At 48.3% G+C, this 23101-nt stretch carries 19 protein-coding genes; 2 read left to right on the forward strand and 17 right to left on the reverse strand.

The window, feature by feature from the left end; genetic code table 11:
* Nucleotides 1–59: 59 nt before the first annotated feature.
* The 17 genes from MHB63_06985 to MHB63_07065 form a co-directional block, all read right to left on the reverse strand.
* Entirely contained in the window at nucleotides 60–971 is a 912-nt protein-coding gene (locus tag MHB63_06985) for a diacylglycerol kinase (protein MEK3806327.1), read from the reverse strand.
* Nucleotides 972–1142: 171 nt separating this feature from the next.
* Complete coding sequence (gene gatB / locus MHB63_06990; GenBank protein MEK3806328.1) at nucleotides 1143–2573, reverse strand: Asp-tRNA(Asn)/Glu-tRNA(Gln) amidotransferase subunit GatB; 1431 nt, start codon at nucleotides 2571–2573, stop codon at nucleotides 1143–1145.
* A gap of 12 nt (nucleotides 2574–2585) precedes the next feature.
* Nucleotides 2586–4043 (reverse strand): Asp-tRNA(Asn)/Glu-tRNA(Gln) amidotransferase subunit GatA, encoded by a 1458-nt coding sequence (gatA, locus tag MHB63_06995; protein MEK3806329.1) that lies wholly within the window; start codon nucleotides 4041–4043, stop codon nucleotides 2586–2588.
* A gap of 16 nt (nucleotides 4044–4059) precedes the next feature.
* Nucleotides 4060–4350: an Asp-tRNA(Asn)/Glu-tRNA(Gln) amidotransferase subunit GatC gene (gene gatC, locus MHB63_07000; protein ID MEK3806330.1), complete on the reverse strand. Its 291-nt coding sequence runs from the start codon at nucleotides 4348–4350 to the stop codon at nucleotides 4060–4062.
* Nucleotides 4351–4447: 97 nt separating this feature from the next.
* Nucleotides 4448–5371, reverse strand: coding sequence for a glycerophosphodiester phosphodiesterase (locus MHB63_07005; GenBank protein ID MEK3806331.1), 924 nt, complete (start codon nucleotides 5369–5371; stop codon nucleotides 4448–4450).
* A gap of 321 nt (nucleotides 5372–5692) precedes the next feature.
* Nucleotides 5693–6685 carry a LacI family DNA-binding transcriptional regulator gene (locus MHB63_07010; protein MEK3806332.1) on the reverse strand — a complete coding sequence of 331 codons (993 nt, stop codon included), beginning with the start codon at nucleotides 6683–6685 and terminating at the stop codon, nucleotides 5693–5695.
* Nucleotides 6686–6722: 37 nt separating this feature from the next.
* On the reverse strand, nucleotides 6723–7760 hold the full coding sequence (locus MHB63_07015) for an aldose epimerase family protein (GenBank protein ID MEK3806333.1): 1038 nt from the start codon (nucleotides 7758–7760) through the stop codon (nucleotides 6723–6725).
* Nucleotides 7711–9264 carry a UDP-glucose--hexose-1-phosphate uridylyltransferase gene (gene galT, locus MHB63_07020; GenBank protein ID MEK3806334.1) on the reverse strand — a complete coding sequence of 518 codons (1554 nt, stop codon included), beginning with the start codon at nucleotides 9262–9264 and terminating at the stop codon, nucleotides 7711–7713. The genes MHB63_07015 and galT overlap by 50 nt, the downstream gene beginning before the upstream one ends.
* Nucleotides 9261–10259: a UDP-glucose 4-epimerase GalE gene (gene galE, locus MHB63_07025; protein ID MEK3806335.1), complete on the reverse strand. Its 999-nt coding sequence runs from the start codon at nucleotides 10257–10259 to the stop codon at nucleotides 9261–9263. Before galE ends, galT begins: the two co-directional genes overlap by 4 nt.
* Nucleotides 10256–11437: a galactokinase gene (locus MHB63_07030; protein MEK3806336.1), complete on the reverse strand. Its 1182-nt coding sequence runs from the start codon at nucleotides 11435–11437 to the stop codon at nucleotides 10256–10258. Before MHB63_07030 ends, galE begins: the two co-directional genes overlap by 4 nt.
* Nucleotides 11434–13386: a beta-galactosidase gene (locus MHB63_07035; GenBank protein MEK3806337.1), complete on the reverse strand. Its 1953-nt coding sequence runs from the start codon at nucleotides 13384–13386 to the stop codon at nucleotides 11434–11436. Before MHB63_07035 ends, MHB63_07030 begins: the two co-directional genes overlap by 4 nt.
* A 3-nt stretch (nucleotides 13387–13389) precedes the next feature.
* Nucleotides 13390–15615, reverse strand: a complete 2226-nt coding sequence (locus MHB63_07040) for an alpha-galactosidase (protein ID MEK3806338.1) — start codon at nucleotides 15613–15615, stop codon at nucleotides 13390–13392.
* Nucleotides 15616–15629: 14 nt separating this feature from the next.
* Entirely contained in the window at nucleotides 15630–17351 is a 1722-nt protein-coding gene (locus MHB63_07045) for a beta-galactosidase (GenBank protein MEK3806339.1), read from the reverse strand.
* A 12-nt stretch (nucleotides 17352–17363) separates the two neighbouring features.
* Nucleotides 17364–18155, reverse strand: coding sequence for a carbohydrate ABC transporter permease (locus tag MHB63_07050; GenBank protein ID MEK3806340.1), 792 nt, complete (start codon nucleotides 18153–18155; stop codon nucleotides 17364–17366).
* Between the two features lie 89 nt (nucleotides 18156–18244).
* Nucleotides 18245–19096: a sugar ABC transporter permease gene (locus tag MHB63_07055; GenBank protein MEK3806341.1), complete on the reverse strand. Its 852-nt coding sequence runs from the start codon at nucleotides 19094–19096 to the stop codon at nucleotides 18245–18247.
* 70 nt (nucleotides 19097–19166) lie between these two features.
* Entirely contained in the window at nucleotides 19167–20438 is a 1272-nt protein-coding gene (locus MHB63_07060; protein MEK3806342.1) for a sugar ABC transporter substrate-binding protein, read from the reverse strand.
* A 258-nt stretch (nucleotides 20439–20696) separates the two neighbouring features.
* Nucleotides 20697–21071 carry an Hsp20/alpha crystallin family protein gene (locus MHB63_07065; GenBank protein MEK3806343.1) on the reverse strand — a complete coding sequence of 125 codons (375 nt, stop codon included), beginning with the start codon at nucleotides 21069–21071 and terminating at the stop codon, nucleotides 20697–20699.
* A gap of 351 nt (nucleotides 21072–21422) precedes the next feature.
* On the opposite strand from MHB63_07065, the gene putP reads away from it, so the two are divergent.
* The gene (gene putP, locus MHB63_07070; GenBank protein MEK3806344.1) at nucleotides 21423–22904 is read left to right on the forward strand and encodes a sodium/proline symporter PutP; all 1482 of its coding nucleotides are present in this window, start codon (nucleotides 21423–21425) and stop codon (nucleotides 22902–22904) included.
* A complete protein-coding gene (locus tag MHB63_07075; protein ID MEK3806345.1) occupies nucleotides 22885–23061 on the forward strand; it encodes a hypothetical protein in 177 nt (58 codons plus the stop codon). Before putP ends, MHB63_07075 begins: the two co-directional genes overlap by 20 nt.
* Nucleotides 23062–23101: the final 40 nt, after the last annotated feature.

A 23101-nucleotide genomic window follows, 5' to 3' on the forward strand; every position in this document is an offset into this window, starting at 1 on the left:
ATTCATTTAATTTTACCATACTGAAGACATAAGAAAAACTTGGCCCCAGGGCCAAGTTTCTATTCGTCCATTTGCTGGGCTTTTGCAAGCGGCACGAGGACTTCAATATGACGGTACAGGTTGACGAATTCGCCCGGCAGATCGCCGCCGTATTCGCCGTCTAAGTTCAGCTGCATTTTTTGAGCGGATGTGACCTTCACTCTGTTGGCCGTTGTGTAGATGATGTTGCTGTCGCTGATGTGCTCGCCGCGGAGCGCAAGGCTTGCGACCCGGATAAAGTCGGCTAGGTTTGCTTTTTTCAGGATCAGCAGATCAAACATGCCGTCATTCAGCTTGCTGTCAGGAGCAAGCTTCTCAAAGCCTCCGACCGAGTTTGTCAGGGAGACGAGAAACAGCATGATTTCGCCCTTGAAGAGCTTTCCATCGTATTCAATCTCGACTTCTGCGGGACGGATGGACGGCAGCATTTCAATGCCCTTTAAGTAATAGGCAAGCTGGCCAAGGACGGTTTTCAGCTTGCTTGGGACTTCATATGTGAGTTCGGTGAGACGTCCGCCGCCTGCGATATTGACGAAGTAGTGGCCGTTTACGCGTCCGATGTCGATGGCTCTGGCTTCGCCTGCAAGGATGGCATCAACTGCAGTCAGAATGTTGTCGCGCGGAATGCTGATGGCGCGGGCAAAGTCGTTTGTTGTGCCGACCGGAACGACTGCAAGCTGCGGGCGCTCCTCAAGTTCAGCAAGGCCGTTCACAACCTCATTGACTGTGCCGTCTCCGCCTGCTGCAACAACAAGATCAAAGCCGCGGATGCCTGCTGCACGGGCAGCCTGAACAGCATCCCCTTCGCATGTCGTGGCGTGGCAGGATGTCTCGTAACCGGCAATTTCAAATTTCTCCAGAACCTCTGGAAGTTGTTTTTTAAAGGCTTCTCGGCCAGATGTTGGATTATAGATTATTCTTGCTCTTTTCATTTTCCCCATCATCCTATGTCAGAATGTATTTCCATGATTTGTTGTATCTTACAAGCCAAGGATTAGTCTACACTTTTTTTGTCCGATACGCAAACCATAGAACCAGTATAGCCAAAGCACGGTAAAAACAACGGCGCCATTCCTGAAATCAGTCGCGGCGCCGTCTGTTTATTAACGTTTTTGAAGTTCTTCCTGAAGCAGTTTGTTGACCAGCTGCGGGTTTGCCTGGCCTTTTGTTGCTTTCATGATCTGGCCGACAAGGAAGCCGATCGCTTTTTGCTTTCCGCTCTTGAAGTCTTCAACAGACTGAGGGTTCGCATCGATTGCTTCATTGACTGCCGTGCGGAGCGTGCCTTCGTCAGAGATTTGGACAAGTCCTTTTTCTTTGACGATTGTCTCGGCATCACCGCCGTTTTCAATCAATTCTTTAAATACTTTCTTCGCAATTTTAGAAGAGATCGTGCCGTTCTCAATCAGCTTGATCATGCCGGCAAGTCCGTCCGGAGTAAGGGCGACATCCTTCAGCTCTTTGCTTTCAGCATTCAGATAGCCGCTTACCTCTCCCATGAGCCAGTTGGATGCCTGCTTCGCATCGGCGCCTTTATCAACAGTTGCCTCAAAGAAGTCTGCCATCTCTTTTGTAAGAGTCAGTACCTGAGCATCATAAGAAGGCAGGCCGAGCTCTTCTGTGTAGCGTTTTTGGCGCTGGTCCGGAAGCTCAGGGATTGTTGCACGGATGCGCTCTTTCCACTCATCATCAATGTAGAGGGACACAAGATCAGGTTCCGGGAAGTAGCGGTAGTCGTCAGAGCCCTCTTTTACACGCATCAGGATTGTTTTGCCTGTTGCTTCATCAAAGCGGCGGGTTTCCTGGTCGATGACGCCTCCTGCACGGAGCACTTCTTCCTGACGGATCTCCTCGTGCTCAAGGCCTTTGCGGACAAAGTTGAAGGAGTTCAGGTTTTTAAGCTCCGTTTTTGTTCCGAATTCCTCTTGTCCAACTGGACGAAGGGAGATGTTAGCGTCACAGCGAAGTGAGCCTTCTTCCATTTTGCAGTCGGAAACGTCTGTGTACTGAATGATCGCTTTCAGTTTTTCAAGATACGCATACGCTTCTTCAGGCGTGCGGATATCCGGCTCTGATACGATCTCAACGAGCGGCGTGCCCTGGCGGTTGTAGTCGCAAAGGGAATAGCCGTCGCCTGTATGCGTCAGCTTGCCTGCGTCCTCTTCAAGATGAAGGCGCGTGATACCGATTCGTTTCTTTTCGCCGTTTACTTCGATGTCAATCCAGCCGTTTTCACCGATTGGCTTGTCAAATTGGGAAATCTGATACGCCTTCGGGTTGTCCGGATAGAAATAGTTTTTGCGGTCGAATTTCGTGTCTGTCGCAACTTCGCAGTTCAGAGCCATTGCAGCTTTCATGGCGAAATCAACGGCTTGTCTGTTTAAAACCGGAAGAACACCCGGATAGCCGAGCTCAACCACGGTTGTGTTTGTATTCGGATTCGCGCCGAAGTGGTTCGGTGCGCTTGAGAAGATTTTTGATTCTGTTTTCAGCTCTACGTGGACCTCAAGTCCAATAACCGTTTCATACTTCATGGTTTTCACCCCTTACAGTTCAGGTTTTGCTTTATGATGATCCGTTGCCTGCTCGAATGCATGGGCAACGCGGTATACAGTGCTTTCGTCAAAATGCTTTCCGATGATCTGCAGTCCGAGCGGCAGTCCGTTTGAGAATCCGCACGGAACAGAGATTCCAGGAACGCCCGCAAGGTTTACAGGGATGGTTAAAATATCGTTCGCATACATCGTAAGCGGGTCATCCGTTTTTTCGCCCACTTTAAAGGCAGGTGTCGGAGTTGTCGGTCCAACGATGACATCATAGTTTTCAAAAACATCTTCAAAGTCTTTTTTAATAAGCGTACGGACCTGCTGTGCTTTTTTATAGTAGGCATCGTAGTAGCCTGAGCTCAGCGCGAACGTTCCAAGCATGATGCGGCGCTTGACCTCATCGCCGAAGCCTTCGGAACGGGACTGCTTGTACAGCTCGATCAGGTTTTTCGCATTGTCTGAACGGTAGCCATAGCGGACGCCGTCAAAACGCGCAAGGTTTGCCGATGCTTCAGATGAAGACAGCAGATAGTACGTTGCAAGTGCGTATTTGCTGTGAGGAAGAGAGACTTCTTCCCACGTTGCTCCCTGTGCTTCAAGCACTTTCAGGGCATCAAGGACAGACTGCTTTACTTCTTCGTTCACGCCTTCTCCGAGGTATTCCTTCGGCACAGCGATTTTCAGCCCTTTTACGTCACCTGTCAATGCTGATAAAAAGTCAGGCACTTCAACGTTCGCAGACGTGGAGTCCATAGGATCCACACCGGAAATGGCCTGAAGCAGGAATGCGTTGTCTTCCACGCTTGTTGTGAGCGTTCCGATCTGGTCAAGAGATGAGGCAAAGGCAATCAGACCAAAACGGGATACGCGGCCATATGTAGGTTTTAAGCCAACGACACCTGTATAGGCTGCCGGCTGGCGGACCGAGCCGCCTGTGTCTGAGCCAAGCGCAAACGGCACTTCGCGTGCTGCAACGGCTGCAGCAGAGCCGCCGCTTGATCCGCCTGGCACAGTCTCAAGGTTCCACGGGTTTTTCGTTACTTTGTAGCCTGAGTTTTCCGTAGAGGAACCCATGGCAAACTCGTCCATATTCAGCTTTCCGATTGTGACCGCTTCTGCTTTTTGCAGGTGCTGTACAACGGTTGCGTCATAGATCGGATCAAAGTTTTCTAGAATTTTGCTCGCTGCAGTTGTGCGCAGGTTTTTCGTCACGATGTTATCTTTTATCCCGATCGGCATTCCGAAAAGAAGGCCGAATTCATCGCGAGTGCCGATGGCTTCGTCAAGTTCCTTTGCGTAGGCGCGTGCTTTTTCCTCATCTAATGCAAGGAACGCGTTCACTTTTCCGTCGACAGCTCCAATGCGTTTGTAGGATTCGTCTACAAGGTCTGAGACGGTGATTTCTTTTTTATGTAAACTTGCTTTCAGTTCTGACAGTTTCTGGTCAAATAATGGCATAGCGCTGCTTCCCTCCCTATTCTAAGATTGACGGTACGCGGATGTATCCGTCTTTATGGTCAGGAGCGTTCTTCACAACGTCCTCAACCGGCAATCCTTTTTCTGCTTTGTCCTCGCGCAGGATGTTTTTCATCTCAAGGACGTGTGTTGTCGGCTCTACGCCAGTTGTATCGAGCTCATTCAGCTGCTCGGCGAACGTGATGATCGCATCGAGCTGCGTTGTGAACATTTCCGTTTCTTCTTCTGTTATCGCTAAACGTGCAAGATTTGCAACGTGCTTCACTTCTTCTTTTGAAATGCGTGACATGGGGCTCCACCTCCGATAAATCTCGTGTAAACAATACTCTGATGATAACAAAAGTCATTGCATTAAAGCAACAAAAGGCCGTGATTATTCAGCTTTTCTAAAGTTCTTGATCCAGTACCTTCTTCACAATGTTCGGATGATCCGTCATAATACCGTCTGCGCCAATCCGGGCAAGCTTCCTGACGCTGTCTTCATCGTTGATTGTCCAGTACTGGACTGCGATGCCGCGCTTGTGGAGCGATTCTGTCAGCCGCTCCGTTGCCAGGTTAAGGCCGCTTGCCTCCATCGGGATTTGGACGGCAGTGTATTTTTCCATCGGAATGATGCGGTCTGCGTAAAGTTTGTGGGCGATGACAAAATTACGCGTGGCTTCCCGGGCAGAGCTGACAGGAACCGTCCCGTCCGTCGCTTCAATAAAATAAGCCAGTGCATCGTCGTAAAAGGAGGCGATAATCACTTTGTCGCTCATATTGTGCTTTCTGATCAGTTCTGCCATTTTGTCTGCTAATGCCGGATCGTCCGTTTTAAGTTCAATCGTCATCGGATAACCGGGGAACTCTTTGAAGATTTCATCCATGGCGGGTATGGTGATGCCTTTATTCCGGTAAGAATAGCTTCCGTCCGGACCGATGAAATGATAGCCTGCATCAAGTTTCTGCAGTTCGTTTAGCGTCATGTCTTTGACAGCCCCTGTACCGTTTGTGGTTCTGTCAACAGTGTTATCATGAATGACCACTGCTTCACCGTCTTTTGATAAGTGAACATCCATCTCCAGCATATCCACTCCGAGCTTTTCAGACAGCGAAAAAGCAGCCATCGTATTACCCGGCGCCATGCCGGCACCGCCCTGGTGAGCGATGATGAGCGGCCGGTTTCCTTTTTTGAGAAACGTCTGGTTTTCCGTTTGAGTGACAGGGATGAATTGAATGATGATTAAAAAGAGCAATGAAGTGATGAGGATGACTGAGGATATTTTTAGTGCGGTTTTCTTTTTTCTTTCGGGCTGAGGTATGGTTTGCATGGGCTGGACCTCCATTGTAGTTGTAGTTTCTTTATATCATGGAGGGGCTTTGATTATGTATTAAAATTTGGTTAAACTAAGCCAGGTTTTACTGTTGTGTGCGGTTTTCATGAGAATTTCCGGGCTTTACTTGCCAGTTTTTAAATTTACTTGCCGCATATGCAAGGTTACTTGCCAGGAATGACGTTTTACTTGCCGCCAAGGAGCATTTACTTGAAAATTTCCAAACGCATCCAAAATACACGCGCATTACTCTGATTCACAATAAAAAAACACCGCACGCGGTGTTTTCCCTTTTAAACAAACGTTTAATTAAACGTCTTATCTGCAGCTCTGACGCAGCTTCAGCTTGGTTGCGATCGTCACCTGTTTGGCGATTTTGCGCTCGGTGATGCGTTCGACCATCAAATCCACGGCGGTTTCGCCCATGACTTCGGTGTAGACTTTGACTGTGGTCAGTGACGGGAAGATGTACTTTGAGACACTGATGTCATTGACGCCGATGATGCTGACCTGCTCTGGCACGCGAATGCCTTTTTCGTGCAGGGCCTGGATGCTGCCGATGGCGATGCTGTCATTGGCTGCAAAGAAGGCGGTCGGCAAATTGTCGCCAAGCTTTGCGATGGCTTCTGACATCATGCGGTGGCCGTCCTGAACGGTGAAGGCGCCGATGAAAATAGCATCCTCTCGCAGCATGTTCCGCTCTCCCATGTACTTGATGAACGTTTGCTCACGCTGATCGTCGAGCTTTTCTGTGTGCTCACGGTAGGTTTCGCGGCCGCCGATATAGCCGATTTGCGTGTGGCCCTTTGCGATAAAGTGGTCGAGGACGCGTTCCGTTGCCCGCTCGAAATCAACGATGACCGAATCAAAGCGTTCTGAATCCGGACTTGAATCGACAAAGACGACGTTGCGGGCCGCTTTTTTGAATTCCTCTGCCTGCTGCCTGCTGAATTTGCCTACAGCAATGATTCCCTGCAGCTGATCCTGATTGATCTCGTCAAAGTCATCATAAAAGTAAGTCGCAAGCTGAAGATTGTGATGCTTCGCCCGCTCCTCAATGCCAAGTCTGATTGACATGTAGTAGAGGTCATTCAGCTCCTCAAGGGCTGTGTACCAGTGGACGATCGCAATCTTCGGCACGAGGCTTTTTTTCGTCTTCCGCTTTTTATAAGACAGCTCCTCGGCCACTTCAAATATGCGTTTTTTCGTTTCGTCCCCGACTGACAGCGTTTCGTCGAAATTCAGCACCCTTGAAACCGTCGCAATGGAAACACCCGCTTTTTCAGCTATATCTTTAATTGTAGCCGCCATATACCTTACCCCTTTGTTCACTCAATATCTTCTGGTTTTAAACGAATCCAAATGTAAATGATGTTCTGGATCTGTACGCTTCATGTGCTGCAAGCCTGTGCGTCGGGAGTCCCGGCACGAGCAGTGATTCCGGAATCCGCTGTGTTTCTACGCAGATTGCTGCGTATGGCCCTTTTGCCTGTTCCGCCTTCAGCGGATGCACCGTGTCCATTTTGTTGGCCGTATAGATAACTGCTGCAGGCTCTGACGTCTGCACCGTCATCCTCCGGCCGCTTTCTTCTTCCTGAACGATGATCTGGTTAAGGTCCCGCTGTTCAAGGAGAAAAAGGTGATCAAACCCGTTTCCAGCATTTACGATGTGCCGGTTGTCCGACTCTGCTGCTTCTCTTACCAGTTTACCAGTTTTCAGATCAAACGGGGTGTCTTTTACAGGAATCCACTTTCCTGTCGGGAGCTGATCTCCATCCATTTCTGCGATGCCTTCTGCATTCAGCTGCAGCGAATGGCTGAGAACGTCCCGCCCGCCGTCTGCAGACAGGTTAAAGTACGAATGGTTTGTCATGCTGAGCCACGTGTCTTTATCAGACCGCGCTTCGTAGTCAATCGTAAACGTATTGTCGCAGTCAAGCGTGTAGGTCACCTGCACGTCAAGGTTGCCGGGATATCCGCCCTCTCCGTCCCTGCTGAAGTGTGTAAGGACGGCAACAGCCGCATCATCGCGTTTTTCTGTCCTGACGTTCCAGTAAACACTGTGGAATCCATGAGTACCGCCGTGCAGCTGATGCTCTCCCTCGTTTGCCTCAAGCTTGTAAGGTCCAAGCTGCGCATCCTGAATGCGGCCGGCAACGCGTCCGATAAGAGCGCCGAGGTAATACGGATTTTCAAGGTACTGCTCCGCATGGTCATATGCGAGAACAACATTTTCAAAGGTTCCGTTTTTGTCAGGTGCCATGATGGATGTGATGGCCCCGCCGAGGTTCAGGAAGCTGACTGAATAGCCCTGGCTGTTTTCAAGGGTGTATTTCTCAATGTTTTGCTGCGGATGCTTGAGAATCGTTTCGTGAAGGATGTTCATGCGTATCGTTCCTCTCTGTTTTTAAACACTCTATAAAGTGGTTAAAATGCTTATTCCCTTCAATAGTTCGTTTAAAAACGCCTGCATCCTCCAGAACCCTGCTGAATTTTATGCCAACTTCTTTTTTCAGGACAGCATCGATGGTTTTCTTTTCAAAAGTGCCGTATTTGGCCTGCAGCTGGTTGACCCATTCAAGGTGATGTTCAGGAACAGAACTGCCTTCGCCAAGCAGGTTGGCTTCGATCTGCTGAAGTTCGTTTTTCAGCCGCTCCGGAAGCACCGCAAGGCCCATGACTTCAATCAGGCCGATGTTTTCTTTTTTGATGTGGTGGAGGTCCGCATGTGGATGGAAAATGCCCATCGGGTGCTCCTCGCTTGTTCGGTTGTTGCGCAGAACAAGATCAAGCTCAAACTCGCCGCCGCGCATTCTGGCGATCGGCGTGACCGTCTGGTGCGGTTCATCTCCTGTAAAGGCCAGAATATCCGCCTCAGGGTTGGAGTACGTTTTCCACGTATTCAGCACGTGCTCTGCTGCCTCTACAAGTGCCGCTTTGTCCGCCGAACGCAGACGCAGCACAGACATTGGCCACTTTACTCTTGCGAACGACACATCAGGAAAATAAGGAATTTCAAATACTGCTTCATCCGGTGCCTCCGCCATCGCAAATGAGTAGCGCCCTGCCTGATAGTGGTCGTGCGAGAGAATGGAGCCGCCGACAATCGGCAGATCTGCGTTTGAACCGATGAAATAGTGCGGGAACTGCTCAACGAACGCAATCAGCCTCCTGAAGGCGTCCCCGTTGATTTTCATGTCCCTGTGCTCTCCTGATAAAACAATGGAATGTTCGTTGTAATAAATGTACGGAGAGTACTGGAAATACCACTTCTCGCTTTCAAGCGACAGTTCGATAATCCGGTGATTGGCGCGTGCAGGATGGCCGATGCGCCCCGCGTACCCTTCATTTTCTGCGCAAAGGAGACATTTCGGATAGGCTGCATCGTTTTTGACAGCCCGCTCTCTTGCAATGTCGCGCGGATCTTTTTCCGGTTTGGAGAGATTGATGGTGATATCAATCTCCCCGTACTCAGTAGGGGTTTTGTAATGGATGTTTTTCGCAATCCGCTTTGTCTGGATGTAGTTGCTGTTCTGACTGAATTTATAAAAGTAATCGGTCGCAATTTCAGGCGACAGGCTGTAGTATTCTTCGAATGTCTGCTGAATGTGGGAAGGTTTGTCTAAAAAGACATTCATCAGACCTGCAGACAATTTTTCTTTTTCATCAAAGGTTCCTTCAATCACTCCGCGGCGTGCTGCGTCTTCAACCAGAACGTCCAAGAGATCCGGAACTGTCAGAAGAGTTTCAGGCAGACCGCATTCTTCATAGGCATCAATCCCAAGCAGACCGATCAGCTGATTCCGTGCGTAAACGCGGTCTCTGTCTGTGATGAATTTTTTCTGGATGGCTTGCTCTGTTAATTGATTGACGAATGAAGACATGTTCATCTGGAATCCTCTCCATATCCGTGTGGTTTTGTTTGATGCCAGTTCCACGCATCCTGCAAAATCGTTTTGATGTTTGTCCGCGCCGGCTCCCAGCCGAGAATGGCTTTTGCTTTTTCGGATGAAGCGACGAGCGTGCTCGGGTCGCCTGCTCTGCGGGGTGCGGCAGCAGCAGGAATCGGATGGCCCGTCACTTCGCGCGCCTCCCGAATCATCTCGCTCACTGAGAAGCCGCGGCTGCTGCCGAGGTTGATAATGGTGCTCTCACCTTGTCTGCTCAAATAGTTCAGGGCAAGAAGGTGTGCATCAATCAGGTCTTCGACATGAACGTAATCGCGGATGCAAGTGCCGTCAGGCGTTGGATAATCATCGCCGTAGATCGAGATATGCTCTCTTTGTCCGAGCGCCACCTGCAGGATGATTGGCACAAGGTGTGTTTCAGGTGTGTGATCCTCGCCGATTTCAGCATCTGCACGCGCGCCAGCCACATTGAAATAGCGGAGTGATACATAGCGGATGCCGTATGCCTCTTCGCACCAGCGCATCATTTTCTCCATCATCAGCTTGGATTCGCCGTACGGGTTGGTCGGGTTTGCCGGTTCGTTTTCGGTAATCGGAACGGTCTCCGGTTCCCCGTAAACAGCTGCCGTAGATGAAAAGACGATCTCTTTCACACCGTGCTTTTGCATCACTTCAAGCAGGACCTGCAGCCCGTATACGTTGTTGCGGAAATACTCCAGCGGCTTTTCCACTGATTCGCCCACTAAACTGCTTGCAGCAAAATGCAGCACCTGGGTGATGGCCTCTTTTTCAAAGACGCTGTTTAAAAAGGCTTCGTCTCTTAAGTCCCCTTCGTAAAAGCGTGCTTCAGGGTGAACGGCTTTTCTGTGTCCGGTCTGCAGGTTGTCGACAACAACCGTGTCAATCCCCCGGTCAATGAGTTGATAGACGGCATGGGAGCCGATGTAGCCGGCCCCGCCAAGAACTAATACGCTCATATGTGAACCCCCAATTCGATTTCGCATGCTCCGTCCCCGATGCTTGCGATGTAAAAGGACGCTTCGTGCCCGATTTCATTGAGATATACGCTGCCGACTTCTCTTAAGAAGTCTTCAGCAGCCGTTTTTTCAACGATCGCAATGGCGCAGCCGCCGAAGCCTGCTCCCGTCATCCGCGCCCCGATGACGCCGTTTTGTTTCCAGGCAGCTTCTACTAATGCATCAAGCTCTTTTCCCGTTACTTCGTAATCATCGCGCAGGGAGCGGTGGGATGCGTTCATGAGCTCGCCGAATGTATACAGGTCGTTCCTTTCAAGCGCTTCGAGCGCCTGAATCGTCCGCTCGTTTTCCGTTACAGCATGACGCGCGCGCTTACGGACGGTTTCACTGCTGATCGCTGATGCATAGCGTTCAAACGTTTCAGCTGATAGTTCGCCAAGGGACTGCGCAGGCACTTTTTCCTGCAGAATGCTCAGCGCCTCCTCGCATTCCCCGCGGCGTTCATTGTACTTTGAACCTGCGAGCTCTCTTCGTTTGTTCGTATTCATGATGACAATCACGTGGTGATCAAGTTCGATCGGTGCATAGCGGTAGTTCAGCGTCTGGCAGTCAAGCAGCATCCCGCACGCTTTTTTCCCCATGCCGATTGCAAACTGGTCCATGATGCCGCTGTTGACTCCGATATACTGATTTTCAACCACCTGGCCAAGCTTCACCATTTCAATCCGGTCGATTTTCAAATTGAACAGCGCTTCCAGCATGACGCCTGTCACCATTTCAATTGAAGCTGATGAAGAAAGCCCTGCCCCGTTCGGAATGTTTCCGTAGATTAAAAGGTCAAGCCCTTCCTCAATGACGTATCCGCGTTCCTTCAGCGCCGCTATCATGCCTTTCGGATAGTTCGCCCAGTCGTCTTCGGACCTGTAAGTTAAATCGTCAAGCGGGCACTCCACAATGCCTTTGTCAGGAAAATTTACGGAGTACATGCGAATCATCCGGTCCGGCCGCTTAGCTGCAAGGGCATACGTTCCATACGTGATCGCACATGGAAAGACGTGTCCGCCGTTGTAATCCGTATGTTCCCCGATCAGGTTAATGCGTCCCGGAGCGAAAAAACTGCGGTAGCTCCCGCTTCCGAACGTTGATTGAAATAATGTTTCCAGTTCCGCCGCATTCATTGTGTGTGTCCCCCTTTTGACCGTGCCAGAATTTTCGTCTCAAACGGCTGCAGCACTTCTCCTTCAAAGACCGCATCCTCATCATTGTGGTTCATGACGATCGCATGCTCTCCTCTGATGACGACTTCTACACCCGGGTCTGATTCGATATAGGTGATGCCGGCCCCGTTCAAAACAGATAACGCTAGCTCTCTGAGCACCTTTTCTTCTGCACCGGTTCCGACGTAATAGGCTTTTCCTTTCCCGTATCCGTTCACCGTAACAGCGGCATAGTTTTTATAAAAACGGTCGCTGTAGGTATACAGGGTTTCCGCTGCTGCCGGACGGACAAGGTCTCTCCACACGCTGCCGGATGCTTCGTTTTTGCCGTCGTTTGAAAGGATGGAGACGTGCTGGCCGCCGTGAAGCGATTCAGCCTCATCGATTTCAATTCCGAGCAGATCCTTCAGCTGATAAGGTGTCTTTTCACCGAAAGGAATATTATTGTCTTTGTTTTTCATGCCTGCACGGAAGGAGAAAATCACCGTTCCGCCGTTTTCAGCAAAAGCTTTCAGTCTTGCGGCAAGTTCGTCGTCAACCAGTGTGAGCACCGGGACGAGCACAACTTTATAGGATGAAAAATCATGGTCGTACCGCAGGACGTCAACCGGCACATTCACATCATGGAAAGGCTGGTAGAGCCTCATCAGTTCGTTTGTGAATTCAAGCTGCGAGCTCTGCTGCTGGATGCGCATTGACCAGACATTGTCAAAATCATAAAGGACGGCAACATCTGCCTGTATCGGCGCCTGGAATACCTCTTCATGCTTCCGTACTTCTTTGAATACTTCCTGCACCTCGTAGAATTTGCGGGAACGCGTGTTGTCTGCGTCAAGTATGCCGAGGCAGTACTGCTCAGCTCCCCTGTTCATGCCGCGGAAACGGAAGTAAAGCATGTTGCTGCAGCCGTGTGCAAATGCATGATAGGACCAAAGCTGAGCCTGGCCGGGTCTTGGCAGGTAGCCGATGATATCATGGCCCTGTGCGCCCATCAGCTGCTCAACGATCCAGAAGTTTTCACGCTTGATGCCGCGGACAAACCCGAGAGTAAATGACAGAAAGGCCGGTGATACCGGTTTTGTCAGTCCGCCCCATACCGGGTAATTGTCATAGGAAACGAAATCAAGTTCTCTTGAAAACTCGTTATGGTCAAACCATTTTCCGAAAAAGCCGCCCGGTAGATTCGTCGTGACTTCCTGATGCGGGCCTTTCAGTTTTTTTACGAGATTTAAGTGCATTTTCGCGAAGCTGCTGAGAGATTCGCTTCTGAATCTTGCCCAGTCAAGCATCATAGCCGGATTATGAACCGTTATGGTCGGTTTCGGGACAGGGACTTCATCAAATGCGTTGTACGTCTGCCCCCAGAAAATCGTGCCCCAGCGTTTGTTCAGCTCTTCAGCAGTTTCATATTTTTTCTCAAGAAACCGGTGAAAGGCTTCTTTGCACTCGCCGCAGTAGCACATGTCACTGCCTTCGTGGCCAAGCTCGTTATCAATCTGCCAGGCGACAATTCCGCTCTCATTCTGATAGTGTGAAACCAGTTTTCGGGCAATCGCAAGAGAGTAAGTCTGATAGGTTTTGGAATTATAGCAGTACTGTCTTCTGCCACCGAATGATTTCGGATGGCCGTGTTCATCTTCAAGTAGGATATCCGGATGCTTTTTCACAAGCCAGGCAGGAAACGTAGCCGTTGGTGTGCCGAACATAACGGCGATGCCCTCTTCTTTAAACCTTTTGATGACTCCGTCAAAAAAAGAGAAGTCGTACTTTCCTTCTTCAGGCTCCATCAAGTGCCAGGCGAACTCGCCGATGCGCACCATATTGACGCCCATTTCCTTCATTTTTTCAATATCTTCGCCGAACAGGGATGGATCCCAATGCTCTGGATAGTAATCAACGCCTAAATACATGTCTCATCCCCCATTTTTCGTAAGGTAAAATACGTGTGACTGAAAATCTCCGCCGCGTTCTGCCATCTGTTTGTTGACGCCGTTGTACTGTACAGGAAGCGGTATACCTCTTTGCATCAGCTCATCCCCGCCGTATGCGGCGCCGTCCACCTTGTACGTGCTGTCTGCTTCGAGCCCCGCAAGCTTGAGCGTCCGGATTTTTTTCGGAGTTGCTTCCGCCAGTACCTGATACCAGCCGACAAGCGCTTCAGAACGGTCTTTGGACACAATCATCCAGGCGGTTTCGTTTGATTCAAACGGACTGATCAGGCGGTGGAAATCGCCGTTTCTGACCAGTGTGCGGTGTGACTTGTATGTCTCGATTTGTTTTTTTACATCTGCCTTCTCTTCCTCTGTCATCTTGTTCGGATCAAGCTCATAGCCGAATGTACCGAAGTATGCGGCATCCCCGCGCATTTTCAGCGAGGTTTTGCGCAGCGTCTGATGGTTTGGCACGTCGGATACGTGAGAGCCGATGCTGTAGATTGGATAAACAAAAGATGAGCCGTATTGAATCTTGAGGCGCTCAACGGCGTCCGTGTCGTCACTTGCCCATGCCTGCGGTGCATAGTAGAGCATGCCGGCATCAAACCGTCCCCCGCCTCCGGCACACGATTCAAACAGGACGTCCGGATACTTCTCGGTCAATCTTTCATATAATTCATAGACTCCGAGAATGTAGCGGTGGAAAAATTCACCCTGCCGGTCCTGTCCAAGCGCTGCGGAGTAAGCCTCCGTGATGTTTCTGTTCATATCCCATTTGATGTAGCTGAGCTTTGCCGACTCGATGATGGAGGACATCCGCTCATACAGATAATCAACGACTTCACCTCGCGTATAGTCGAGCACCCACTGATTTCGTCCGTATGTGACCGGCCGCTCAGGGTCATGAATCACCCATTCAGGATGCCTCGTGAAAAGATCGCTCTCCTCAGAAATCATTTCCGGCTCAAACCAGAGACCGAATTTCAGCCCTTCGCTGCGGACCGCATCAGCCAGGGCATCGATGCCTTCAGGCAGCTTGTTCAGGTCGACGAACCAGTCTCCGAGGGAAGTTGTATCATCATTGCGCTTTCCAAACCAGCCATCATCAAGGACAAACAGCTCAACACCGAGCTCTTTAGCCTGCTTTGCAATCGCCGTAATCTTTTCAGCGTTAAAATCGAAATACGTGGCTTCCCAGTTGTTGATCAGAACCGGACGGTCCCGCTTCTGCCAGACTGGTGCGATAAGGTGCTCCCTGAACAGGTTGTGCGTGGACTGCGTGAGCCCGTTCAGTCCTTCATCTGAATACGTCAGAATGGCTTCAGGTGTATGAAACACTTCGCCCGGGGCCAGATGCCAGCTGAACTGAAACGGATGGATTCCCATCTGGATGCGTGCTGCATCGTAGTGATCAACTTCCGCCTGGGCTAAAAAGTTGCCGCTGTATACGAACTGGAAGCTGTACGCTTCTCCGGAAGTTTCTGTTGTATTTGCACGTTTAAACGCCATATACGGATTGTGGTGATGCGAGCTTGCACCTCTTATGCTAGAGATGGACTGGATGCCCGTCTGAAGCTTCCGTTCTTTTAAATGGCGTTCCCTTGACCATGTACCGGCAAGATGCACCATCGTAAAATCACTGTCCGAAAGGTCGAGGGAAAGACTCATCAACCTCTCAATGTCGACCGGCTGCTCCCCTTCATTTTCAAGACTAGCGTGACGGGCAATGGATGCGGAATGTTCAAAAATCGTATAATAAAGCTTCAATGTCAGCTTTCTCAGTTTATCTGTGAGCGAGATGATCAATGTGCTGGCATCACCCGCATTCGCAAATGTTGCAGGAAGTCCCGGAATCCGCTCTTTTCCTTCCTTTATTTCAAAAGATGTAAATTCAAACTTGCTTACAGAACTTCCGCCCGGATGCCTCAGGGAGATGGCCGGTTCTCTGAAATCACTCGTGCCGTACACCGGATATTCCTGGCATACTGTCTCAAGGGAAAAAGCCGGATCATCCTTTTCAGGGTGGCAGCTTGCTGCTGTCGGAATGTGATAGGCGGCAAAATGGGAAAAGTCAGGCTGGTGATTCAGCCGTTTTCCGTAGTACAGCTGGCCAAGCTCCCCGTTTTTCATCACATGAAAGATATAGCTGACCGTTTTGTTTGCAAGGTGGAATTGGTTGCGTTCTTCATTCATGAATATAGGCATCGCAGTATGCTCCTTTAGCCGAGTTTTGGTTCGTCCGTAAACGTGATGCAGCAGGTTTCATTACCCTCAAGCTCCATCACGAGAATGTCATTCTTTCCTTGTTTCAAAAGCGGGCCCGGAACGTACAGACGCTGCTGCGGACCTTCTGTCACCCAGTAGCGTCCGAGGTTAAACCCGTTTACCCAGACATTTCCTTTTGTCCATCCTTCAAGATCAATAAAGGTATCTGCCGGCGCGTCTGCCGTCATCTCCCCTTTGTAAAAGCGCGGATAGCGTTCGTCTTTTCCTTCTATAAAAGCAAAATCCGCATCATCCATCTCAAGCGGATAAACCTCCCAGTGGAACCAGTACTGATTTCCGATCCAGAGATTTTCAGTGATGCCTTTTTTGTCCTTTAAGTGCTTGCCGTAGTTTACGCGGCCCATGTTTTCCACGAATACCTCAAGTATGTTTTCCTCATGTGGAAACGAAAGGGTAATCGTTTTTTCCGGATCATTCCGGTATATGGTGCGTTCAAGCTTTCCGTTGATATAGATAAACGCTCTGTCGCGAATCGGCGCGGTGTCCATTTCAAGGTCGCCCTGTTTCGTAATCACTGTTTTATAAAGAATATAGCCGTAATTCTGGTCGAGCTCCTCCATCGGTTTCGGAGCGATAACCGTTTTAGGCTCCAGTGTGCTGATATAATCAAACACGCTCATCTTGGCGTCCAGATTCACTTTGCCGTAGCTTTTCTTAACAGAAGGTGCCGGATTTTCCTCCGGTACTTCTCTGTATTTTGAAAGAACGTTTTTTACCGCAAAGTACTTTTCACCAGGGTCTCCCCATTCGGTTAAAAGAGCATCATAGTCATAGCTTGTAATGGTCGGCGTGTAGAACTCATAATGGTTGGCGCCGTTCATAAAACCGAAATTTGTTCCGCCATGGAACATATAGAAATTCACGGACGCACCCTGTGAGATCATTTTTTCATATTCTGCAGCAACATCAGCGGCTTCCCGCGTGTGATGCTCTCCCCCCCAATGATCGAACCAGCCAATCCAAAATTCGGCACACATTTTCGGGGAGTTTGGTCGAAACGTTTCGAGTGCGGCAAAGGCTTCCCCCGAGCGGGAGCCGAAATTCAAGGTTGTCACAGCATCCTGCATGGAGCCGTGCTGAATGAATTCGGGTCCGTCCGAGGTGAAGAGCAGAACATCAATGCCTGCTTTTTTAAAAAGATCTGCTGATGCATTCAGATACTGCAGGTCATTTCCGTAGGCGCCGTACTCATTTTCCACCTGTACGGCAATGACCGGGCCGCCGTTTGACGATAGATGCGGCACAATTTTCGGCAGCAGCACATCAAAGTACGATGCCAGATGATCAAAGAACACTGGATCTGAGCTTCGGAGCACCATGCCAGGCTCTTTCAGAAGCCAGCCGGGAAAGCCTCCGAATTCCCACTCGGCACAAATGTAAGGTGCCGGTCTGAGAATGACATACAGACCAAGCTCTTCTGCTTTTTTAATAAAGCCTTCAAGATCTGCCATGGCTTCAAAGCAGTACTGGCCTTTTTTCGGTTCATGGACATTCCACGGAATATACGTTTCGACTGTGTTCAGACCGAGCTGCTTCAGTTTCAGCAGCCGGTCCTCCCAGTACTCGGGAACAACGCGGAAATAATGAATGCTTCCCGATAGGATCTGAAACGGTTCTCCGTTTAAATAAAAGTGGTTCCCCTTTGTTGTCAGCATTTTGTTTTCCCCCTATTTAACAGCGCTTCCAAGCATTCCTGAGATAAACTGCTTCTGCAGCACCAAGAAGAAAACGATAATTGGAACGGTTGCAATGGATACACCCATCATCACCTGGCCGTAGTCAATATAAGAAAGACCCATCAGTGTCGATAGTGCGACAGGGAACGTGTACATGCCCGCATCGTTCAGAATAACAAGCGGCCACATAAAGTTGTTCCATTGCGTCATGAACAGGAAGATGGATGCGGCAGCAAGCGCCGGGCGCATGGATGGAGCCACAACTTTGAAGAAAATCTTGAGTTCTCCTGCACCGTCAAGTCTTGCCGCTTCGATCAGCTCCGTCGGGAACGCAAGGAAGTTCTGTCTTAAAAGAAAGATTGCAAACGGATAGCAAAGCTGCGGCGCGATGACCGCAAAATACGTATTTAAAAGATTCAGCTCTGACATCATGCGGAACAGCGGAATCATCGTTGCCTGATACGGAATCATCATTGATAAAAGGAACGCTGTGAAAATAAAGTTTCTGCCTTTAAATTCGAATTTTGCAAGTGCATAGGCGGCAAGCGAACAAACAGCAAGTGCCGCAACTACATATAAGAGAGACACAAACAGCGAATTGAACATCACCTGAGGAATGTTGATCGATGCATTCAGGTTCTGGAAGTTCGTCATCAGCTGATCGCCGGGCGTGAGTGTAGGCGGGTTTGTGAACATCTTGCCCGATTCATTTGTCGCCCCGATAAACATCCAGTAAAACGGGAAAATCGAGATGATCATAAACAGGATTAAAATGGCGTACATGCCAATTTTCTGCGGCAGCGACCTGCTGCGCTTTTTCTTTGTCCCTGTTACGAACGTTGATTGAATCTGGTTGGTTGTTTCAGCATTCATCATCGATCACCTGCCAATTTGAATTGAATAAATGTGAGAATACCCACTAAAATAACAACAACATAAGCGACTGCCGATGCGTAGCCGAACTGGAAGAACTCAAATCCATTCTGGTAAATATACAGACCGAGAGTCATCGTTGAATCGGCCGGTCCGCCTTTTGTTAAGTTGAACGGTTCATCAAAAAGCTGCAGCGTTCCGATTGTTGATAGGGTTGCAGCGAAAAGAATAACCGGCTTAAGCTGCGGGATTGTAATGTAGAAAAACTGTCTGATTTTCCCCGCGCCGTCGAGTGAAGCTGCCTCGTACATATCGTTTGGAATGTTTTGAAGAGCAGCAAGGAAAATGACCATGTTATATCCTGTCCATCTCCATGTCATCGCAAGGATGATGGAAGCTTTTGCCCAAAAACTGTCCGACAGCCATGGAATCGCTTCCAGACCGAAGAAACCGACGACTGTATTAATGATGCCTTCCTCCTGGAGCATGATGGAGAAAAGGATTGAATACGCAACAAGAGATGTTACCGCCGGAAGGAAAAACGATACTCTGAAAAATCCTTTCAGGCGAAGGAGCCCGCTGTTCAGCACATTCGATAAGATGAGTGCAAGAAGCAGCATGATCGGCACCTGCACGATGAAGATTATGAACGTGTTCATCAGGGCTTTTCTGAAAATCGTGTCATTAAAAAGCGTAATGTAGTTATCAAGGCCGGTAAAAATATATTCCCCTGCTTCAAACGTCTGAAAGCTCAGCAACAGTGAAGCAAAGATTGGATAAACGGTAAAAACGAGAAAGAGTATAACTGCAGGGGCGATAAACATATAAGGAAATAATCGTGTTTGACTCATGCGAGATCCCACCTTAAATTACGAAAGGGCAGAATCAGATTCGGCCCTTTCTTTTTTCATTTTCAAAGTATTATTTGACTCTGTTTTTCAGTCTGTCTTCTGCAGCTTTGTAGGCATCCTCAATGGATACTTTTCCGCTGACAGCTTCTGACTGTGCTTTAATGGACTCATCCATTGCAACAGAGTAGTTGCCTGTATAGTTAACAGACGGAATGCTGTCCATTTGCTGTGTGAATGTCTGCCAGATCGGCTGATTTGTAAAGAACTCCTGCTCTTCAGTGAAGACCTGCTCGTCATAGATTGTGTTCAGAGTCGGGAACAGTCCGCCCTTCATCGCTTCAAGCTGTGTTTCTTCGTCTGTTGAGAAGAACTCAAGGAAGTCATAGGCCTCCTGTTTCATGTTTGTGTTTTCCATGATGACGTAGTTGCTTCCGCCAAGGTTGGATGCACGGTTGCCGCCTTCTTCAAATGCCGGAAGCGGAATCACGCCCCACTTGCCTGATGTATCTTTGCCTTGTCCGGTAATCGAGCCGGATAGCCATGCGCCTGATGGAGCAGTCGCTACTTCACCGCTGACCATTGCACTGATCCATGCATCCCAGCCAACTGTATTTTTAACTAATCCTTCATCTTTAAGTTGTTTAATCACTTTAGCTGCATTCATAGACTGTTCAGATGTAAGAACAAGCTCGCCTTTGTCATCAAAGTACAAAGATCCCTGCTGGTTCATCATCATCCGGTAAAGACCGTCGTCACCGTTCAGATCAAGACCAAGCATTGCTTTGCCTGTCTTTTCTTTAATGGTTTTACCTGCTTCAATGAACTGATCCCACGTCTCAATGTCTTCCGCTTTCACGCCTGCTTCTTCAAACATATCCGTTCTGTAGAAGACACCTGTCGGACCGCCGTCAAACGGGAAGCCGACGACCTTGTCGTTTACAGTCAGAAGATCGGTTTTGCTTGTCGGGAACTTATCTTTTTGTTCCTCAAAACCGTATTTTTTCAGATCAAGAAATGCTTTCGGATACGCTTCTGCATACCCTTGAATACGGTCGTCCTCTACCAGTACGATATCAGGAAGACCCTGACCGCCTGCTTGCAGGCCTGTAGTTAATTTCTGATACACATCTTCGCGCCCAAGTTCTACAATCTCAAGCTCGAAGTCCGGGTTTTCTTTTTTATAGCGCTCAGCCGCTGCTTCAAGAACAGGGACGTTGATGTTCCATGCCCATGCCGTTAATTTGTTGTCATCTTTGCTTGTCTTTTCGGAATTGCCTCCAGAACAAGCTGACAGCATGCCGATAATCAGAACCATACAGATCAAACTTATTGCCTTTTTCATGCTTTACCCCCTAATTCATCTTTTTTGACCGCAAAATGAAATCGTTTACAAAACTTATTTTAGATGAATTGACTGAACATTTCAAGTAAAATTTAACTAAAAATTTTAGTTATTTTACCTTTTATTTTACTTAAATAATTCTAAAAACAAAAAAATGACAGAGAAAATTGCTTCTCTGCCTTGTTCCAGTACGTTTTTACACATTCAAGCAAGTAAAAATTGAATTATACTAAAAGATTTTTTACTGAAGTAAAATACCTAATCAATTTTCACGTCAGTGGGCGGTTTTTTGGGAATGACGACTTTCAGCATACCATTCCGGTAATTTGCCTTTAACTTTTTTACTAAGGCAGACGGCGGCATTTGAAGTGATTCCTTTTCATCCTTTTCCCCTTTTACTGTAATGATCAGATGGCCGTCCTCGATTGTTAACTTGATGTTTTCCCTCTCAACTCCCGGAAGCTCGGCTTTTACTAGAAACGAATCATCCTTTTCTTCCATTGAAAGCGGAATTCCCTTCGGTGAAAATGATTGTTTGAAGTATTCGTCTATATTTCCCAGAAGCGACCGTTTTGGACGCGCCTCAAAAAATTCATTGATCATGCGCATTGGATCTTTTCGGTTATTCTCCATTTTCATCCCTCTCATACGCTCAGTTTTGTCTATTTATCATATGTAGGAAAAGAGCAAATTGCCTATGATGAAAAATGGGATTTGTTTTGTGCCGGAATGCACATAATAGCTGTGTATGAAACGGAAAGTGACTTCGTTTGATTTTTCTGAAAAGTTTTACTTTAATAAAATAGAGAAAGCGCTTACCTGTACAAGCTGTGTACGTCTCAAGGGTTTGAACCCGCGCCGTTTCTGTTTCAAATCCTTGAAACGCGGGAAATAGTTTGTTAGGTTAAGTAACCGTAGGGCTGAACGGTTAGAAATTTATGGTTCTTTTTATTACACGATCACTAAAGTCAAAGGAGAGATTTGGTGGAACTAGCAACAATTTTATCACTGGGAATTTATTTTGCAGGCATGCTCCTGATTGGATTTTATGCCTTCAGAAAATCTACAAATGATGTATCAGGCTACATGCTTGGAGGACGGGGACTTGGCCCGGCTGTGACAGCATTGTCAGCAGGAGCATCTGATATGAGCGGCTGGATGCTGATGGGTCTTCCGGGTGCCATGTATACTACTGGATTATCAAGTATGTGGTTAGCAGTCGGTCTGACTGTCGGCGCATACCTGAACTATATCCTTGTGGCTCCGCGCCTGCGCACCTATACAGAGGTGGCAAACGACTCTATTACAATACCGGATTACTTTGAAAACCGCTTTAAAGACACATCACGCATGCTACGATTCGTTTCTGCAATTGTCATCGTTATTTTCTTTACCCTTTACACGTCTGCAGGATTGGTATCCGGAGGACTGCTGTTTGAATCGGCATTTAAAGCAGATTACATGTTTGGAATGCTGCTTACAGCAGGTGTTGTCATGGTCTATACCCTGTTTGGAGGATTCCTTGCAGTAAGCCTGACAGACTTTGTTCAGGGTCTTATCATGTTCTTTGCCCTTATCCTTGTGCCGGTTGTGGCTTTCATGGAGCTTGGCGGAGTAGGTCCTACGTTTGATGTGGTCCGTGAAATTGATCCGACATATACGGACATCTTTAAAGGAACGTCCGTGCTTGGAATTCTTGGATTCCTCGCATGGGGTTTAGGCTATTTTGGACAGCCTCACATTATTGTACGCTTTATGGCCATATCATCCATTAAAGAGTTAAAGCCGGCCAGAAGAATCGGAATGGGCTGGATGATTATATCCATCATCGGTGCAATGCTTACAGGCCTCGTCGGAATTGCATATATTGCTGAGACAGGCACAAGCCTTGCAGATCCTGAAACCATCTTCATTAAATTTTCTCAGGTTCTTTTCCATCCGTTTATTACCGGATTTTTGCTTGCAGCCATTCTTGCAGCCATTATGAGCACCATTTCATCACAGCTGCTTGTTACTGCAAGTGCTCTGACTGAAGATTTTTACAAAACGTTTTTAAAGAAAAATGCATCTGACAAAGAGCTCGTTCTAATCGGAAGGCTTGCCGTACTTCTGGTAGCCGTTGTAGGTGTACTCTTATCACTTAAACCTAGTGACACAATCCTGTCACTCGTCGGATATGCATGGGCCGGATTCGGTTCTGCATTTGGACCAGCCGTTCTCCTGAGCTTGTACTGGAAACGCATGACCAAGTGGGGCGCACTGGCCGGAATGATCGTCGGTGCCGTAACCGTATTGATCTGGGTAAACGTACCGGTACTGAAAGAAACGGTATACGAAATGATTCCTGGATTCTTCCTGAGCTTAATCGCTGTCTATGTTGTCAGCTTGATTACAAGCAGACCTTCAAAACGCGTTCAGAACGTGTTTACGGAAATGGAAGAAACGCTTGAAGAAGAAACAAAATAAGGTATGCAGAAACCGCCTGTTTTCAGGCGGTTTCTTTTTGTTTTCTTTTAAAGTGGAAATGAATGATGCAGGCAAGGACAAATCCGGCAAAGAAGACGGCATCCTTCAGGAGACCGGGTATTGGGATCATGAATGTCAGCATGCTGAAGAGAAATAGAATTCCGGTCAATAAAAGAAACGCCTTTGTTCGCTGTTCA

The organism is Bacillus sp. FSL H8-0547 (assembly GCA_038002745.1).
Classification (GTDB): domain Bacteria; phylum Bacillota; class Bacilli; order Bacillales; family Bacillaceae; genus Bacillus_P.

What these genes read in the sequence shown, in the direction of transcription:
- MHB63_06985 (MEK3806327.1), bottom strand. Translation starts at nt 971, where the DNA reads ATGAAAAGAGCAAGAATAATCTATAATCCAACATCTGGCCGAGAAGCC.
- gatB (MEK3806328.1), bottom strand. Translation starts at nt 2,573, where the DNA reads ATGAAGTATGAAACGGTTATTGGACTTGAGGTCCACGTAGAGCTGAAA.
- gatA (MEK3806329.1), bottom strand. Translation starts at nt 4,043, where the DNA reads ATGCCATTATTTGACCAGAAACTGTCAGAACTGAAAGCAAGTTTACAT.
- gatC (MEK3806330.1), bottom strand. Translation starts at nt 4,350, where the DNA reads ATGTCACGCATTTCAAAAGAAGAAGTGAAGCACGTTGCAAATCTTGCA.
- MHB63_07005 (MEK3806331.1), bottom strand. Translation starts at nt 5,371, where the DNA reads ATGCAAACCATACCTCAGCCCGAAAGAAAAAAGAAAACCGCACTAAAA.
- MHB63_07010 (MEK3806332.1), bottom strand. Translation starts at nt 6,685, where the DNA reads ATGGCGGCTACAATTAAAGATATAGCTGAAAAAGCGGGTGTTTCCATT.
- MHB63_07015 (MEK3806333.1), bottom strand. Translation starts at nt 7,760, where the DNA reads ATGAACATCCTTCACGAAACGATTCTCAAGCATCCGCAGCAAAACATT.
- galT (MEK3806334.1), bottom strand. Translation starts at nt 9,264, where the DNA reads ATGAACATGTCTTCATTCGTCAATCAATTAACAGAGCAAGCCATCCAG.
- galE (MEK3806335.1), bottom strand. Translation starts at nt 10,259, where the DNA reads ATGAGCGTATTAGTTCTTGGCGGGGCCGGCTACATCGGCTCCCATGCC.
- MHB63_07030 (MEK3806336.1), bottom strand. Translation starts at nt 11,437, where the DNA reads ATGAATGCGGCGGAACTGGAAACATTATTTCAATCAACGTTCGGAAGC.
- MHB63_07035 (MEK3806337.1), bottom strand. Translation starts at nt 13,386, where the DNA reads ATGTATTTAGGCGTTGATTACTATCCAGAGCATTGGGATCCATCCCTG.
- MHB63_07040 (MEK3806338.1), bottom strand. Translation starts at nt 15,615, where the DNA reads ATGCCTATATTCATGAATGAAGAACGCAACCAATTCCACCTTGCAAAC.
- MHB63_07045 (MEK3806339.1), bottom strand. Translation starts at nt 17,351, where the DNA reads ATGCTGACAACAAAGGGGAACCACTTTTATTTAAACGGAGAACCGTTT.
- MHB63_07050 (MEK3806340.1), bottom strand. Translation starts at nt 18,155, where the DNA reads ATGTACGCCATTTTAATCCTGTTTATGATCATCTCGATTTTCCCGTTT.
- MHB63_07055 (MEK3806341.1), bottom strand. Translation starts at nt 19,096, where the DNA reads ATGAGTCAAACACGATTATTTCCTTATATGTTTATCGCCCCTGCAGTT.
- MHB63_07060 (MEK3806342.1), bottom strand. Translation starts at nt 20,438, where the DNA reads ATGAAAAAGGCAATAAGTTTGATCTGTATGGTTCTGATTATCGGCATG.
- MHB63_07065 (MEK3806343.1), bottom strand. Translation starts at nt 21,071, where the DNA reads ATGGAGAATAACCGAAAAGATCCAATGCGCATGATCAATGAATTTTTT.